The organism is Bradyrhizobium sp. SZCCHNRI1009 (assembly GCF_032487575.1).
Lineage (GTDB): Bacteria > Pseudomonadota > Alphaproteobacteria > Rhizobiales > Xanthobacteraceae > Bradyrhizobium.
This window is the reverse complement of sequence record NZ_JAUEUL010000003.1, coordinates 101,917-118,225: the sequence shown is the minus strand read 5'-3', so window position 1 is coordinate 118,225 and position 16,309 is coordinate 101,917. Positions and strand designations below refer to the sequence as shown.

Annotated in this window: 17 protein-coding genes; 8 read left to right on the top strand and 9 right to left on the bottom strand. The window is 65.6% G+C overall.

The features are described 5' to 3' along the window. Positions 1-257 precede the first annotated feature (257 nt). The 3 genes from QX010_RS07510 to QX010_RS07500 all read left to right on the top strand — a co-directional run bounded on the left by QX010_RS07510 (position 258) and on the right by QX010_RS07500 (position 1,990). A complete protein-coding gene (locus tag QX010_RS07510) occupies positions 258-851 on the top strand; it encodes a formyltransferase family protein (RefSeq protein WP_315799870.1) in 594 nt (197 codons plus the stop codon). Between the two features lie 298 nt (positions 852-1,149). Continuing rightward, positions 1,150-1,500, top strand: a complete 351-nt coding sequence (locus QX010_RS07505) for a hypothetical protein (RefSeq protein WP_315751045.1) — start codon at positions 1,150-1,152, stop codon at positions 1,498-1,500. A gap of 22 nt (positions 1,501-1,522) precedes the next feature. Then, entirely contained in the window at positions 1,523-1,990 is a 468-nt protein-coding gene (locus QX010_RS07500; protein WP_316178620.1) for a hypothetical protein, read from the top strand. Positions 1,991-1,996: 6 nt separating this feature from the next. On the opposite strand, the gene QX010_RS07495 is transcribed toward QX010_RS07500, so the two are convergent. After that, complete coding sequence (locus tag QX010_RS07495) at positions 1,997-2,227, bottom strand: hypothetical protein (RefSeq protein ID WP_315799868.1); 231 nt, start codon at positions 2,225-2,227, stop codon at positions 1,997-1,999. Between the two features lie 232 nt (positions 2,228-2,459). On the opposite strand from QX010_RS07495, the gene QX010_RS07490 reads away from it, so the two are divergent. Both QX010_RS07490 and QX010_RS07485 read left to right on the top strand, forming a co-directional pair. Continuing rightward, a complete protein-coding gene (locus tag QX010_RS07490; protein WP_316178619.1) occupies positions 2,460-3,350 on the top strand; it encodes a DMT family transporter in 891 nt (296 codons plus the stop codon). A 199-nt stretch (positions 3,351-3,549) separates the two neighbouring features. Next, on the top strand, positions 3,550-5,010 hold the full coding sequence (locus QX010_RS07485; protein WP_315799866.1) for a caspase family protein: 1,461 nt from the start codon (positions 3,550-3,552) through the stop codon (positions 5,008-5,010). A 74-nt stretch (positions 5,011-5,084) separates the two neighbouring features. On the opposite strand, the gene QX010_RS07480 is transcribed toward QX010_RS07485, so the two are convergent. Both QX010_RS07480 and cysK read right to left on the bottom strand, forming a co-directional pair. Next, positions 5,085-5,324, bottom strand: a complete 240-nt coding sequence (locus QX010_RS07480) for a BrnA antitoxin family protein (RefSeq protein WP_315799865.1) — start codon at positions 5,322-5,324, stop codon at positions 5,085-5,087. Positions 5,325-5,326: 2 nt separating this feature from the next. Then, positions 5,327-6,289, bottom strand: coding sequence for a cysteine synthase A (gene cysK / locus QX010_RS07475; protein ID WP_316178616.1), 963 nt, complete (start codon positions 6,287-6,289; stop codon positions 5,327-5,329). 488 nt (positions 6,290-6,777) lie between these two features. Here cysK and QX010_RS07470 point away from each other — a divergent pair, with 488 nt between their 5' ends. Next, complete coding sequence (locus QX010_RS07470; RefSeq protein ID WP_315711782.1) at positions 6,778-6,996, top strand: hypothetical protein; 219 nt, start codon at positions 6,778-6,780, stop codon at positions 6,994-6,996. Between the two features lie 175 nt (positions 6,997-7,171). On the opposite strand, the gene tgt is transcribed toward QX010_RS07470, so the two are convergent. Beyond that, positions 7,172-8,326: a tRNA guanosine(34) transglycosylase Tgt gene (gene tgt / locus QX010_RS07465; protein ID WP_316178614.1), complete on the bottom strand. Its 1,155-nt coding sequence runs from the start codon at positions 8,324-8,326 to the stop codon at positions 7,172-7,174. Between the two features lie 273 nt (positions 8,327-8,599). On the opposite strand from tgt, the gene QX010_RS07460 reads away from it, so the two are divergent. Beyond that, entirely contained in the window at positions 8,600-9,625 is a 1,026-nt protein-coding gene (locus tag QX010_RS07460) for an aspartate-semialdehyde dehydrogenase (RefSeq protein ID WP_316178613.1), read from the top strand. 111 nt (positions 9,626-9,736) lie between these two features. Here QX010_RS07460 and queA read toward each other — a convergent pair whose 3' ends face one another. The 4 genes from queA to coaD form a co-directional block, all read right to left on the bottom strand. Then, on the bottom strand, positions 9,737-10,831 hold the full coding sequence (gene queA, locus QX010_RS07455; RefSeq protein WP_316178612.1) for a tRNA preQ1(34) S-adenosylmethionine ribosyltransferase-isomerase QueA: 1,095 nt from the start codon (positions 10,829-10,831) through the stop codon (positions 9,737-9,739). Between the two features lie 198 nt (positions 10,832-11,029). Further along, a complete protein-coding gene (locus QX010_RS07450) occupies positions 11,030-11,494 on the bottom strand; it encodes a peptidylprolyl isomerase (protein ID WP_315799860.1) in 465 nt (154 codons plus the stop codon). Between the two features lie 292 nt (positions 11,495-11,786). Next, a complete protein-coding gene (locus tag QX010_RS07445) occupies positions 11,787-12,350 on the bottom strand; it encodes a peptidylprolyl isomerase (RefSeq protein ID WP_316178611.1) in 564 nt (187 codons plus the stop codon). A gap of 68 nt (positions 12,351-12,418) precedes the next feature. Further along, the gene (gene coaD / locus QX010_RS07440) at positions 12,419-12,913 is read right to left on the bottom strand and encodes a pantetheine-phosphate adenylyltransferase (RefSeq protein WP_316178610.1); all 495 of its coding nucleotides are present in this window, start codon (positions 12,911-12,913) and stop codon (positions 12,419-12,421) included. 292 nt (positions 12,914-13,205) lie between these two features. Between coaD and QX010_RS07435 the strand changes: the two genes are divergently transcribed. Beyond that, positions 13,206-13,463, top strand: a complete 258-nt coding sequence (locus QX010_RS07435; protein ID WP_315799858.1) for a hypothetical protein — start codon at positions 13,206-13,208, stop codon at positions 13,461-13,463. A 43-nt stretch (positions 13,464-13,506) separates the two neighbouring features. Here the strand turns inward: QX010_RS07435 and gyrA are convergent, their stop codons facing one another. Next, positions 13,507-16,251 (bottom strand): DNA gyrase subunit A, encoded by a 2,745-nt coding sequence (gene gyrA, locus QX010_RS07430; RefSeq protein WP_315799857.1) that lies wholly within the window; start codon positions 16,249-16,251, stop codon positions 13,507-13,509. Positions 16,252-16,309 lie beyond the last annotated feature (58 nt).

Here is a 16,309-nt window from a genome sequence, read left to right as displayed (position 1 = left end):
TCTTGATGGCGGCCAGGTTGATGGCGACCATGGCGATCGGCGCGCCAATAGGCGTGAGGGGCCCCGCCAACTCCGGCTCGGAGCGGCCTTCCCCTTTCCCGTTTGGGTCCCACAGCGCCTCCGGCGGCCGGACGAAGCCAGACTGTGACGACGGCCCAGCAGGCGCTTGACCTGGAGGCCAAGGCTTGGTTTGACCCGTTTCGCCCGGTCAGAGCCTCCGACCGGATCCAGCCCCCAACCGTGGAAGATCCCTGGCCATGCGCATCACTCTCGTCGGCTCCCGCCATTTCGGTGTCGCCACACTGAACATGCTGCGCGAGAGAGGAATCGAGATCGCGCGGGTCGTCGTTCATGATGGCGAGGACCGGCTTGCAGCCGCGGCGCGGGCGGCCGGGATCGAGGTCGTGGTCCAGGCCAATCCGAAGGTCGTGCCCGCCGGCGAGATCGCCCCCGGCACGGACCTGATCGTCACGGCGCATAGCCACGCCCGCGTCACTCACGAGGCGGTCGCAGCCGCCCGGCTCGGCGGCATCGGCTACCATCCGTCGCTGCTGCCGCGTCACCGGGGCATCGCTGCGGTGGAGTGGACCATCAAGGAAGGCGATCCGATCGCCGGCGGCACCATCTATCACCTCGCCGACCGCATGGATGCGGGCGCCATCGCCGCCCAGGAATGGTGCTTCGTCAAGAAGGGAGAGACCGCGCGCGAGCTGTGGGAGCGCGCTCTCGCACCGCTCGGGCTCAAGCTGCTCGGCGATGTCGTCGAATCGGCCAAGGCGACCGGCGCGATTCCGGCCAAGCCGCAGGACGAGCAGTTCGCGACCAAGGCGCCCAGCCTCACCCCGCACTGAGCATCTGATCGCATCGCCCTGATAAGTTGTGGACATCCTCCCCGCTGGCGCCCTCGCGGTGCCCTGCGAACGGCAGCATGGGCGGTCAGCGGAAAGATGTGGGCGTTCGCCCGCTCATGCCGTGGGCGAAGGCGCAGTTTGCGCACAATGCCGCCCGAATGCCTCCAAGCCGGGTTCCGCATTAATCGTTAATGGACTGAAATTGCTCGATAAAAATCCGTTGTGGCGCTGCGGCAAATTTTCGTCACAATTCTTCCAAATAAGGTCGTGATCAACGACATTTGAGGGACAACGATTCATGCGTCTCGACCGCATTGGAATGGCTTTCGCCGCGTCGATCCTGGTGGGTAGCTCGGCCGCCCCCGCATTCGCCCAGTCGCCCTATGACGGGCAGTGGCAGGTGACGATCGTCACCAACAGTGGCAGCTGCGAGCCCACGGCCAGCTCGACCTTGATCGTCGCAGACGGTAAGATTTCTGCGGCTGGCGCCAATGTGTCGGGTTCGATTGGACGCGAAGGCCTCGTCAAGGTCTCCATCAATGGCGCATATGCGAATGGGCAGCTCAACGGCAATTCTGGCTCGGGCAAGTGGAACGGCGCCTCGGCAGGCATCCCCTGCAGCGGCCGCTGGCAGGCTTCGCGCCTGTAACGGCGCGCACACGCTCCTGAAGATGGTGCGGCGGGTCGCGGCCACCGCCGTTGTTTTGACGGCGGGCGTGACCACCTCGCCGGGGCATGCCGACCCTGGTCCCTTCACGGGCATGGCCGGAACATGGGGCGGCAGCGGCACGGTTGCCCTTGAGGACGGCTCAACCGAGCGCATCCGGTGCCGGGCCAATTACGGCGTCTCGGGACCGCGGATGACGCTCGTCCTGACCTGCGCCAGCGATGCCTACAAGTTCGGGCTGCAGGCCGAGGTGATCGCTGAGGGCTCGGCCATCTCGGGAACCTGGAGTGAGACCAGCCGCGGCATCAATGGCGTGCTGCAGGGCCGTGGCGGCGGCGGCAACTTCCAGCTGCTCGCGACCACCGCCGGCTTCAACGCCAACATCGCGCTCGCCACCCGCGGCAAGAGGCAGTCCGTGTCGATCCGGGCCGACAGCCAGTTCCGCGCAGCCAACATTTCACTGTCGCGGTGATCCCGATCAACTGCCGCGCCTGGCGCCGGGGACCGCACCTGCGGACGGCGGCGGAGCAAGCTGCGCGGCGGTGCGCTTGATGGTCTTGGCGACCAGCAGTGCCTGCTCCCGCGTCATGGCGAAGTCCTGCACACCTTTATGGGTGGTCAGCGACAGCACCATGAGATGAGGCTCCCGCTCCGGCCAGCCAGTGGCAAAGGCGGTCACGAAGTCGGCTGAAGCGGCGCGTTCGGTCATGTCTTGTCTCTGGCTGCCTTAGACTGTGTTGTGCTGTTCGCGGGCTGTATCGCGGCGGTCGCTTTAGGACGAAACACAGCCACACTCCACGTTTTTCTCGATGACGCGCGTCCGTCGCGAGCAAAGCCTGCAGCGGCGTTGGTGCGCTGCACCGTTGATTTCGTTTGCATTGCTCTGCGCGCGAGGTGATACAGCCCGCCTTCGCCGCCGTCCTCGCTCTCCCCGCCACCGCATGAATCGTCCCGCTTCGAAACTGATTGCCGCACTGTGGATGACGGGCTGGCTCAGCCTGATGCTGGTGATGGCGGTGGCCGGACGCGAAGCGATGCGCGAGCTCAACGTGTTCGAGCTGATGGAGCTGCGCTGCCTGATCGGCCTGGTGATGCTCTCGCCGGTCATCGCCCTCAGCGGAGGCTTTGCCACCTTGCGCACCTCGCGGCTCAAGCAGCACGCGGCGCGCAACCTCGTCCATTACGGCGCGCAGCTCGGCTGGTTCTTCGCGCTCACCTTGATCCCGATCGGCCAGGTGGTGGCGATCGAGTTCACGATGCCGATCTGGACGGCGCTGCTGGCCGCGGCCTTCCTCGGCGAGCGCATCACCCTGTTCAAGCTGGCGGCGATCGGGCTCGGCCTCGTCGGCGTCGTCGTGATCGTCCGCCCGGATACCGGGGCGATCAATCCGGGACAGCTCATCGCGCTGGCCGCCGCGGTCGGCTTCGGTATCTCGATCGCTCTGGTCAAGCTGCTGACGCGCACCGAGCCCACCGTGTCGATCATCTTCTGGATGCTGGTGGTGCAATCCGTCGCCGGCCTCATCCCTTCGCTCGTATTCTGGACGCCGCCATCGGCCACCGCCTGGGGCTGGATCCTGCTCGTCGCCCTCTGCGGCACCTTCTCGCATTTCTGCATGGCGCGGGCGCTGCTCTACGCCGACGCCACCATCGTGGTGCCCATGGATTTTCTCCGCGTTCCGCTGACCGCCACCGTCGGCTGGCTGGTCTATGCGGAGCGTCTCGACGGATTGACCGTGGTCGGCGCGGCGTTGATTCTCGCCGGAAACCTGCTGAACCTGCGTCCGCCGCAGCCTCGGCCGGTGCCGATGGGCAGTTCGGCAGGGACCTGAGGCGCCGAGCATCCCCTCAAGCGGCGTGACCCGGATCACGGAACCGCCGCGCTACACGCGATCGTCGTGGATCTGGCGCAACACCCGCGAACTGGTTTATGGCGGAAGCGTGATTTTTTGACCGGGAACAAGACTTTTGGCGCCGATCCGCGACAAATGCTGCAGTGAACGCTTCGCTTGATCGTTGGGGGATCTCCTGATGCGCTATCTCACCGTCGCCCTGTCCCTGCTCTGCGTGGTGCTGACCGCTGAAGCCGCCAAGGCCGACCGCCGGGTCGCCTTTGTCGTTGGAAACGGCGCCTATAAGAGCGTGGCCCAACTGCCGAACCCGCCGGTCGATGCCAAGGCCATGGCGGCCACCCTGCGCAACGTCGGCTTCGACGTCGTCGAGGGCACCAATCTCACCCGCGACAAGATGACCGAGAAGCTGCTCGATTTCGGTCGCAAGGCGCAGGGCGCCGATATCGCGGTGTTCTATTACGCCGGACACGGCATTGCGATCGCCGGCACCAACTACCTGCTGCCGGTCGACGCCGACCTGAAATCGGAGATGGACGTCAAGCTGGGCTCGGCCATCAACATCGACGTGACGCTCGACCAGACGATGGGCGACGCCAAGGTCAAGCTCGTCTTCCTCGATGCCTGCCGCGACAATCCGTTCGCCGCCAAGATCAAGTCGAACTCGCCGACCCGCAGCGTGTCGGTGCAGACCGGCCTGGCCGAGATGAAGTCCGGCGAGGGTACGCTGATCGCGTTCGCCACCGGCCCGGGCCAGACCGCCCTCGACGGCGAGGCCGGCGCCAACAGCCCGTTCACCCGCGCGCTGATCTCGCACATCGCCCAGCCCGGCATCGAGATCCAGCAGGCCATGACCGCCGTGCGCGCCCAGGTCAATGAGGAGACCAGCAAGGGCCAATTGCCCTGGGGGCATACCAACCTGATCGGCGCCGTCTACCTCAACCCGGCGGCGGCCCCTGCTGCAACGGCCGCCACGGCCGGGACGACGCCGGCCGTCGCGACGGCCACCGTGACCGCAGGCGAAGCCGAGCTCGAATTCTGGCGCTCGGTGAAGGACTCCAACAAGCCGGAAGAGCTGAACGCCTATCTCTCGACCTACCCGAACGGGCAGTTCAAGTCGCTGGCGATGGCGCGCATCGCCGCGATCGAGAGCGGCGCCATCAACACCGCCACTCGCAACGTCGCCAAGGGCGTCGATCCCGCCACCTACACCGAGGAAGGCACTCAGGTCAGCGAGGATCAGATCGGCCTCGACAAGACCAAGCGCCGCGACGTGCAGCGGAGGCTGACCGGTCTTGGCTTCGACACCAGGATGACCGGCGTGTTCGACGACCAGACCCGCGGTGTCATGAAGCGCTGGCAGGCGGCCCGAGGCTATCCGTCGACTGGATTCCTGACCAAGCTGCAGCACAAGGCGCTGCTGGCAGAGCCGCAGCCCGCGCCGGCGACCGCCGCAGTCGGCGACGAGGCCAGGCCGCGCCGTGCCAAGCCGGCCGGCAACGTGGCTGCCGGCGGCCCGCCGCCTCAGGGTGCGCCGGTCTATCGCAATCCGCCGCCGCAGGACAATTCGGGCAACGCCGCCGGCGCCGCCTTCATCGGTGGCATGATGGGCGGTGTGCTCGGCAGCGCGCTGCGCCGGTAAGCGACTTCGTCTTTCCCCCGTAAAAAAGCCCGGAGCACGAGCTCCGGGCTTGTTCGTTAGAATGCAGCCGCCCCTCAGAGCCCTGCCGCCTTGCGCAGCGCCGCGTTGATGCGGTCCTGCCAGCCCGGCCCTTGAGACTGAAAGTGCTCGAGAACGTCCTGGTCGATCCGCAACGTCACCTGCTCGCGCACACCAGGAACCGCCGCCTTCTTCGGCGGCGCCTCCACCGGCTTGGTGGTCACCTTCTTGAACGCGGCCTCGGCCTCGGTACGGGCGTCAGCGAGCGTGCGCGGACGCCGCGGCTGGTCGGCCATGATCATATCCCCTCGAACAGTGCGGTGGACAGATAGCGCTCCGAGAACGACGGCACGATCGCCAGGATCGTCTTGCCCGCGCTGTCCGGCCGCTTGCCGATCTCGATCGCGGCTGCAATCGCCGCGCCCGAGGAGATCCCGCCGGGAATGCCCTCGGTGCGGGCCAGCGCGCGCGAGGTCTCGATGGCGGTGGTGCTATTGATCTTGACGATCTCGTCGATCACCGAGCGGTCGAGAATGTCCGGCACGAAGCCGGCGCCGATGCCCTGGATCTTGTGCGGCGAGTGCTGCCCACCCGACAGCACCGGGCTCTCCTCCGGCTCGACCGCGACGACCTTGAGGCCGGGCTTGCGCGACTTCAGCACCTGGCCCACGCCGGTGATTGTGCCGCCGGTGCCGACGCCGGCGACGAACACGTCGATATTGCCAGCCGTGTCGTTCCAGATCTCCTCGGCCGTGGTGCGGCGATGGATGTCCGGGTTTGCGAGGTTCTTGAACTGCTGGGGCATCACCGAGTTCGGCGTCGTCTGCAACAGCTCCTCGGCGGTGGCGATGGCGCCTTTCATGCCCTGCGACGCCGGCGTCAGCACGATCTCAGCACCGAGAAAGGCGAGCATCTTGCGCCGCTCCACCGACATCGATTCCGGCATCACCAGTTTGAGCTTGTAGCCACGCGCCGCCGCGACGAAGGCCAGCGCGATGCCGGTATTGCCCGAGGTCGGCTCGATCAGCACGGTGTCGGGCTTGATCACGCCGGCCTGCTCCATCGCCAGGATCATGCCGACGCCGATCCGATCCTTCACGCTCGCGGCGGGATTGAAGTATTCCAGCTTGGCGAGGATGGTCGCCTTGACTCCATGTTGCTCCGGCAGCTTTCGCAACCGCACAATCGGCGTATTGCCGAACGCGTCGACAATTGAATCAAATACGCGCCCGCGTCCTGGACGCTGTGCTGACGACTCCATGAAATCACTCCTCTGCGCGCCCCGCGCGACGTCGACAACGCTTCTGACCATCTTCAGCGAGCCTGTTGCGCTGCGCAAGCACGTTTGCGCGATCTTAGGACGATCGCGGCGCACAACAAGTCGTGGCTAAATTGCGAAAAACCAACGCATTTGTGTTGCGACAAGGTCAATAAACTCGGTGTATGCTTGATTTCAGCCGGATGAAGATTCACGGTGCAGGTCGACTGCAACCCGGGCGGACATCAGCAAGATGTCATCTTCGGAGTGATACAATCGGGGCGTTCGTGCCAAACGAAAGCGCCGTTGTAGAATAGATATAAGAACAGACCACCCAGACAAAACTCTTTGTGTGACGGATTTGATATCCGCGAAAGTTGGACTCGTCGGAAATAGACCCGTTCGAACGCGACTTGTTCGAAATCGACCTTTTCGAAATTGACGTCGTTCAAGCAGAGATCGCCAACAAAGAGATCGTCCAGGAGGTCAATATGTCAGCACTCGCTGATCTCGTGTCGACCGCAACCGCCCGCCCGAATCCCCGCGGCTGCGATCTGCCGACATGCCCGGTCTGCGCCGACTCCATGATTGCCGCGGAGGCGTCGGCATATTTGGCTGACAATGCGATCAGCTATCTCTGGACCTGCGACACCTGCGGCTATGGCTTCGTCACCAAGCACTCCGTGAAAAGCCGCTTCGTCTGCAACTGAACGGCCCCAGGGCGAGAGAGTTCCGCGACGTGATGTCACGGCCGTTCGATGGCTGAGGATAACGCAGCCGTCGGCCATCGAGCCGGTCGGCAGTGCATGATCAGCACAATTTCATGAGGGCCGGCGCACGGGGCCGGGCTCACAACAAGCTGACGGCCTTCACCTGAAGCGGCCGTCAGCCGGCGCGCGAGGCGATGTCGCCGCGCGCCCAATCGGCCTTGGTGCGCTCGTAGAATTCCGTGAACCGCCCCTGTGCAATCGCCTCGCGCATCCCGGCCATCAATTGCTGGAAATAGGCAATGTTGATTTCCGACAGCAGCGTCGCGCCGAGCGCCTCGCCCGCCTTGATCAGATGATGCAGATAGGCGCGGGCATAGCTGCGCGCCGCCGGCCACGGGCTCTCCTCATCCAGCGGCCTGTCATCGTCGGCATGACGCGCGTTGCGCAGGTTCACCGGCCCGAAGCGCGTGTAGGCGACGCCGTGGCGGCCGTTGCGGGTCGGCAGCACGCAGTCGAACATGTCGATGCCGCGCCGGACCGACTCCAGGAGATCGTCAGGCGTGCCGACGCCCATCAGGTAGCGCGGACGGTCGGCCGGCAGCGCCGGCGCGGTCGCCTCGATCATCTCGAGCATGACCGCCTGCGGCTCGCCGACGGCCAGGCCGCCGATCGCATAGCCGTGGAATCCGATCTCGACCAGCGCCTGCGCGCTGGCGACGCGCAATGCGGGCACATCGCCGCCCTGCACGATGCCGAACAGCATGTAGCCTGCCGGCGCCTTCTCGAAGGCGCGGCGGCAGCGTTCGGCCCAGCGCAGCGACAGCCGCATCGCGCGCTCGATATCGTCGCGCTCGGCCGGCAGCCGCACGCATTCGTCGAGCTGCATCGCGATGTCGGAGTTGAGCAGGCGCTGCACCTCGATGGCGCGCTCCGGTGACAGCTCGATCTTCGCGCCGTCGATGTGCGAGCGGAACGTCACCGCCTGCTCGGTCACCTTGCGCAAGCCCGACAGCGACATCACCTGGAAGCCGCCGGAATCGGTCAGCATCGGACCGCCCCAGCCGGTGAAGCGCTGCAGGCCGCCAAGGGCGGCGATGCGCTCTGCCGTTGGCCGCAGCATCAGGTGATAGGTGTTGCCCAGCACGATGTCGGCGCCGGCCTCGCGGACGTCGCGCCAGTGGATGCCCTTCATGGCGCCGGCGGTGCCGACCGGCATGAAGGCCGGGGTGCGCACCACGCCGTGCGGAGTCGTCAGCCGGCCGGTACGGGCCGCGCCGTCTGTGCCGAGCAGTTCGAAATGGTTGGGAAGGTCGCTGACCGAGGAGCTCATGGCCGGCTTATTGCGTCAGGACCGCCCCCGATTCAACCGCGATGGCGCTGTTTTGGTGCCTTTCGGCCGTTGACGGCGGTTCCGGCCGCCCCTATGGTCCGGCGCCATGTCGACCTCGACCAAACGCACGACGAAAACCACCAAGCCCTTGCGGGCCTCGGGAGGCGTGCGCGCGTAGTCGAACTCGATTGCGACCATCTTCGAACCGAAGCCCCACCTGATGAAGGTCCGGGGCTTTTTTTATGCCCAGATTCCAACCGGAGACTTGAAGACGTGCCTCACGATCCCACCATTGCCATCGTCGGCGTCACCGGCGCCGTCGGCGCCGAGTTCATCGCCACCCTGGACCGCCGTAATGTCCGCGTCGGCAAGCTCAAGGCGCTGGCAAGCGCCCGCTCGGCCGGGCAGACCCTCACCTTCCGTGGCCAGACGATCGTGATCGAGGAGCTCAACGAGCGCTCGTTCGAAGGCGTCGACATCGCGCTGTTCTCGGCCGGCAGCGGCATCTCCAAGAAGTTTGCGCCGATTGCGGTCCGCTCCGGTGCCGTGGTGGTCGACAACTCCTCGGCCTTCCGGATGGACCCGAACGTTCCGCTGGTCATCCCGGAGATCAACGCCCGCCGCATCCGCGACCACAAGGGTATCATTGCCAACCCGAACTGCGCGGCCATCACGGCGCTGGTGCCGCTGTGGCCGATCCACCAGAAGAACCGCATCAAGCGCATGATCATCTCGACCTACCAGGCCGCCAGCGGCGCCGGTGCGGCGGCGATGGACGAGCTGGTGCAGTCGACCCGCGCGAGCCTCAACGGCCAGGTCTATGCGCCCAAGGTGATGCCGCATCCGTTCGCCTTCAACCTGTTCAGCCACAACACCGCCATCGATCCCGACACCGGCTACAACGACGAAGAGACCAAGGTCATCAACGAGACCCGCAAGATCTTCGAGGACGAGGGCATCGCCATCGGCGTCACCTGCGTCCGCGTGCCGGTGCTGCGCGCCCATTGCGAGGCGATCACCTTCGAATGCGAGAAGCCGATCACCGAGGACGACGTCCGCCGCATCCTGGCGACCGCGCCCGGCGTGCGCGTGGTCGACGACCGCGCGAAGAACTACTTCCCGATGCCGGTCGACGCCTCCGGCCAGGACGACGTGCTGGTGGGCCGCATCAGGACGGATCTGTCCGATCCGTCAGGTCACTCGATCGCGATGTTCGTCGCCGCCGATCAGCTGCTCAAGGGCGCTGCGCTGAATGCGGTGCAGATCGCCGAGCTCTTGCCGGAGCAGGCCATGGCGTGAGGCGGCCACGCACCCTCCTCACCAACACTGTCATCACCCGCGAAAGCGGGTGATAGACGGTGGGCACGCATCGCCTTCGGCGCCGCTTTGCCCACCCTACGTTTCTGCGCTCTACGGCTCGACGACCCGCTCGTCCGGCTGGCGGAACAGCAGACACGCATCGCCGTAGGAATAGAACCGGTAGCCGCTTTGAATCGCATGCGCGTAAGCCGCCTGCATCGTCTCGAGCCCGGCGAAGGCCGAGACCAGCATGAACAGGGTCGAGCGCGGCAGATGGAAGTTGGTCATCAGGATGTCGACCGCGCGAAAGCGATAGCCGGGCGTGATGAAGATCGACGTCTCCGCCTCGAATGGTGCGATCGTGCCGTCGGGCTGCGCCGCGCTCTCAAGCAGCCGCAGCGACGTCGTTCCGACCGCGACGATGCGGCCGCCTTGGGCGCGGGCCTGGTTCAGCGCAGCGGCGGTCTCAGGCGTCAGACTGCCCCACTCCGCATGCATGCGGTGGCCTTCGGTGTCATCGACCTTCACGGGCAGGAAGGTGCCGGCGCCGACATGCAGGGTGACGCGCTGCAGCCCGACGCCGCGCTCGCGCAGCCGCCGTTCCAGCGTCGGCGTGAAATGCAGTCCGGCGGTGGGGGCCGCCACCGCGCCCTCCTTGGCCGCGAACATGGTCTGATAATCGGTCGCGTCCTGCTCGTCTGCGGGCCGCCTGCCGGCGATGTAGGGCGGCAGCGGCGGCCGGCCGAGATCGGCGATCGCCTGGTCGAGCGCGGGCCCATGAAACACAAAGGACAGCGTCAGCTCGCCCTCCTCGCCCTTGGCTTCGACGGTGGCGTCGAGATGGCCGAGCAGGCAGACCTTGCCCTCGTTGCCGAAACGGATCGTATCGCCTGGCGCGAGCTTCTTGGCGGGCCGCACCAGCGCCTGCCAGCGCGAGCCGTCGAGCCGCTTGATCAGGGTCGCCTCGATCTTCGCCTCGGTCTCGCGGCTGATGCGGCGTCCTGAGAGCTGAGCGGCGATGACCTTGGTGTCGTTGACGACAAGCTGATCGCCCGGCTCCAGCCAGTCCGGCAGGTCGGCGACCGTGCGGTCGCGCAGCACGCCATCGCCCTGCACCACCAGCATGCGCGCGGATTCGCGCGGGCTCGCCGGCCGCAGCGCGATGTTTTCGGGGGGCAACTGAAAGTCGAAGAGGTCTGTGCGCATCGTCGTTCTGGAACGACCGTCGAAAACCTCATCCTGAGGAGCGCGTCAGCGCGTCTCGAAGGATGAGGCCCGACTGTGGCCTCATGGTTCGAGACGCGTGCTGCGCACGCTCCTCACCATGAGGGTCAAAAGCCGAGGGCGGTACTGCACACCGACCATGAACACGCCGAGAGGCGTGTTCATGGAGAGGGTCGTTGGTTACGCCGCGTCGGCGGCCATGTAGGCCTTCACGATCTTGTCCGGGTTCTGCACCGGCTCGCCGCGCTTGATCTTGTCGACATTCTCCATGCCCTCGGTGACCTTGCCCCAGACCGTGTACTGTTTGTCCAGGAAGCGGGCGTCGTCGAAGCAGATGAAGAACTGGCTGTCGCCTGAATCTGGATTGGCCGCACGCGCCATCGAGGCGGTGCCGCGAACATGCGGCTCGGCGTTGAACTCGGCCTTCAGCTTCTTGCCGGAGCCGCCGGTGCCGGTGCCCTGCGGGCAGCCGGTCTGCGCCATGAAGCCGTCGATGACGCGGTGGAAGACGATGCCGTCGTAGAAGCCCTCGCGGACGAGCTCCTTGATGCGCGCGACATGGCCGGGCGCGAGATCGGGACGCATCTCGATGGTGACGGGGCCCTGGGTGGTCTCGAGGATCAAGGTATTTTCGGTCACAGCCATGCTGGTCTCTCGGTTTTGGTAGAATTGACGGGGGGTCAGGACAAAGCAAATCCTGGGTCTGAAATGTCGCGGCGCCTTCCCATGTGCGGCCGTCACCCCTCCTGACGGCAATCCGAGCACGACGAGGCCCGCGATGCTGGTCCAGAATAGACCCAATGCGTTTAAAGCTGAAGCCACCGGCCCTGTCGATGTGGCGGGCCGGCAGAATCGGCATGCCGCCGCGACGTGGCAAAAGGTTCCTTAAGGCCCGAGGGAACCGGGCGCGAGACCCGGGTGTCCCCCTGCTCTGCCTCTACTTGATGTCCGAGGCGACCTGAACCTTCACCATCTTGTCCGGATCGGTGACGGCACCGCCCGAGGAGCCCGGAGGCGCCTTCTTGAGCTTGTCGACGACGTCCATGCCCTGCACGACCTCGCCAATCACGGTGTATTGGCCGTTGAGGAAGGAGGCATCGCCGAAGCAGATGAAGAACTGCGAGTTGGCGGAATCGACGCTATCGCCCCGGCGCGCCATGCCGACGGTGCCGCGCTTGAACGGCGTTGACGAAAACTCCTGCTTCAGGTTCGGGTACTTCGAGCCGCCGGTTCCATTGAAGTTCTGGCCGTCACCGGCCTGCGCCATGAAGCCGTCCATGACGCGGTGGAACGGCACGTTGTTGTAGAAGCCTTCGCGCGCCAGCGTCTTCAGCCGCTCGGCATGCTGTGGCGCCAGATCGGTGCGCAGCTTGATGATGATGCGGCCCTTGGTGGTGTCGATGACCAGGGCATTCTGCTTGTCGAGGCCGGCAGGCAGCGACTGGGCCAGCGCCGGCAATGCGAAGACGAGAGCGAAGACGAAAGCGAGCGCGCGGATCATGGCAACTCCGATGACATGAGACGATGTGGAGAGGAAGGCACCGCCGGAAGCGGCCGGTGCCTGAAGGATCACTTGAACTTGGCCTTGAGACTTTCGACCACCGACGGCGGCACGAAATGCGAGATCTCGCCGCCCATGGCGGCGATCTGGCGAACCAGCGTGGCTGCGATCGGACGGACACCCACCGAGGCTGGAACGAACACCGTCTGGACCTGCGGTGCCATGGTCTGGTTCATGCCGGCCAATTGCATCTCGTAGTCGAAATCGGTGCCGTCGCGCAGGCCCCGGATCATCATGATCGCACCTGCCTTCTGCGCGGCCGTGACCGTCAGATTGTCGTAGGTCGAAGCCTCGAAGCTGCAGCCCGCCGCGGCTGCCACGGGGCCGAAGATCTCATGCGCCATCGCCAGCCGCTCCTCGGTCGAGAACAGCGGCTTCTTGCCGTGATGCACGCCGACCGCGACGATCAGGCGGTCGCAGAGGTGGACGGCCTGCCGGACCACATCGAGATGGCCGTTGGTGACGGGATCGAACGAGCCCGGATAGAGCGCAATGCGTTGCATGCGCTCGTCCTATACCGCCCGGAACAGGCCGGCAAGCCGCCGTCAGGCACGCTGGCGTGGCTGTGATGGGCAAAGAGCGGCCGAGAGACTGCATTGCGATGGAATGAGGTGCGACGCCGATGGGCCGGAACCGTGGTCGGCTACCGCGATTGTTTCGTCGGAACATCCGACATGAAACACGCTCGCGCCGAGACGAAACCAATTCGCCCGTCCCGCGAAGACGTCTCGAAACCCGACCTGGTTATCAAATCGTTAACGAACACGGGCCGAACGGCCCAGACAGGGGACCGTCATGATCAAAGCGCTATCTGCAGTCGCAGCAGCCGGCTTGGTGGCTGCCGGCATCACCCTCCTGCCCGGCTTCGCTCCCCAGGTCGAAGCCAGCGTGCCGCGTCCGCTGGCCAAGGCGGACCGCCTGGACATCCGCCCGATCGGCCGCGACTGCTCGCAGCAGGCCTGGCCCAACTTCGAGGCGGGCTGCCTGCGCAGCGCCGGAACCCGGGGAACCATCCGCGAGGCCAGGATGGTCTCGGTCGAGCGGACGCAGTGAGGCGAACAGCGAAAGACCTGCGTCGTCCGCTATTCGCTACGCCCTATTCGCCATTCGCCTGGTCAGCGTTCCCGTTGCCGTTCTCGGCCTCCTCGCCGATATGCTCCACCGAAACGACGTGCTCATCATCGGCGGTGTCGAACACGATGACGCCCTGCGTCGAGCGTCCCGCGATGCGGATGCCGTCGACGGGGCAACGGATCAACTGCCCCTTGTCCGTCACCAGCATGATCTGATCGCCATCCTCGACCGGGAATGAGGCGACGAGCTTGCCGTTGCGGTTGTTGACCGACATCGCGACGATGCCTTTGCCGCCGCGGCCGGTGGTGCGGTACTCGTAGGACGAGGTGCGCTTGCCGTAGCCGTTGACCGAGACGGTCAGCACCACCTGCTCCTGCGCCGACATCTCGACATAGCGTTCCTGCGACAGCTGGATCGCGCCAGCGGCCGCCTCCTCGCCCTCGGCCTCGACCGGCTCCTCGGTGGCAGCATCGCCCGACATCGCCCGGCGCATCTTCAAGTACGCCGTACGCTCGTCCGAGGTCGTCTCGACATGGCGCAGGATCGACAGCGAGATCACCTTGTCGCCGCCGGCGAGCGCGATGCCGCGCACGCCCATCGAGGTCCGACCGGTGAAGACGCGCACGTCGGTGACGGGGAAGCGGATGCACTGCCCGCCCGACGCCGTGAGCAGGACGTCGTCGCGCTCGGTGCAGATCTGAACGTTGACGATCTCTTCGCCCTCGTCGAGCTTCATCGCGATGATGCCGGAGCGGCGCACGTCGACGAAATCCGACAGCTTGTTGCGGCGGACGTTGCCGCCGGTGGTCGCGAACATCACGTCGAGATTGGCCCAGGAGGATTCATCCTCCGGCAGCGGCATGATGGTGGTGATGCGCTCGCCCTGCTCCAGCGGCAGGATGTTGATCAGCGCCTTGCCACGCCCGTTGGGCGCCGCGATCGGCAGCCGCCAGACCTTCTCCTTGTAGACCTGGCCGCGCGACGAGAAGAACAGCACCGGCGTGTGCGTGGAGGCCACGAACAGCCGGCTGACGAAATCCTCCTCGCGGGTCTGCATGCCCGAGCGGCCCTTGCCGCCGCGGCGCTGCGCCCGATACGCCGACAGCGGCACGCGCTTGGTGTAGCCGGCATGCGACACGGTCACGACCATGTCCTCGCGCTGGATCAGGTCCTCGTCCTCGACCTCGCCTTCCTGCTCGGCGATCACGGTGCGGCGCGGCGTGCCGAACTCCGCCTTAACAGCGGCGAGCTCGTCCTTGATGATCCCCTGTACCCGCGCCCGCGAGCGCAGGATGTCGAGATAGTCGTTGATCTCGACCTTGAGCTTGTCGAGCTCGTCGGAAATCTCCTCACGGCCGAGCGCGGTCAGGCGCTGCAGGCGCAGGTCGAGAATCGCCTTGGCCTGCTCGAACGACAGCCGGATGGTGCCGTCCTCGGAAAGACGGTGGCGCGGATCGTCGATCAGCGTGATGATGGCCTCGACGTCGCGCGCCGGCCAGTCGCGCGACATCAACGCCTCGCGCGCGGTCGCAGGATCGGGCGACGTCCTGATGACCCGGATGACCTCGTCGATATTGGCGACGGCCACGGCAAGGCCGACCAGGATATGAGCGCGGTCGCGCGCCTTGTTGAGCAGGAACTTGGTCCTGCGCGTGACGACACGCTCGCGGAACGCGACGAAGATCGTCAGCAGGTCCTTCAACGTCATCGTCTGCGGGCGGCCGCCGTCGAGCGCCAGCATGTTGGCGGCGAAGCTCGTCTGCAGCGGCGTGAACTTGTAGAGCTGGTTGAGCACGACGTCCGGCACGGCGTCGCGCTTCAGCTCGACGACGACGCGGTAGCCGTCGCGGTCGCTTTCGTCGCGCAGGTCGGCGACGCCTTCGATCTTCTTTTCGCGCACCAGTTCGGCGATGCGCTCGACCATCGTCGCCTTGTTCACCTGGTAGGGAATCTCGGAGATGATGATCGCCTCGCGATCCTTGCGGATCGTGTCGATCGTCACCTTGCCGCGCATCATGATCGAGCCGCGGCCCAGATGATAGGCCGAGCGGACGCCGGCGCGGCCGAGGATGATGCCGCCGGTGGGGAAATCCGGCCCTGGAATGATGTTGATGAGGTCGTCGATCGTGAGCGCGGGATTGTCGATCAGCGCGATGCAGGCATCGATCACCTCGCCGAGATTGTGCGGCGGGATGTTGGTGGCCATGCCGACCGCGATGCCGCCGGCGCCATTGACCAGCAGGTTCGGATATTTGGCCGGAAGAACCGACGGTTCCTTGTCGGAATTGTCGTAGTTGGCCTGGAAGTCGACGGTGTCCTTGTCGATGTCGTCGAGCAGCGGAATCGCCGACTTGGCGAGCTTCGCTTCGGTGTATCGATAGGCCGCGGGGGGATCGCCGTCGACGGAGCCGAAATTGCCCTGGCCGTCGATCAGCGGCACGCGCATCGAGAAGTCCTGCGCCATGCGCACCATGGCGTCGTAGATCGACTGATCGCCATGCGGATGGTATTTACCGATGACGTCGCCGACCACGCGCGCGGACTTGACGTACTTCTTGTCGGGCGTGTGCCCCTGCTCGTACATCGAATACAGGATGCGCCGGTGCACGGGCTTGAGGCCGTCGCGCGCATCGGGCAGCGCTCGCGACACGATCACGCTCATCGCGTAATCGAGGTAGGAGCGCTTCATCTCGTCGAGGATGGAAACGGGACGAATGTCGGAAGGTCCGCCCGGCTCGCCGGGCTTCTCATCTTCTTTATCGGACAAAGGGGATACCGGTCGGTTTTGACACGCGAAAATCGCTTGGAATCATATAGCGCATGGC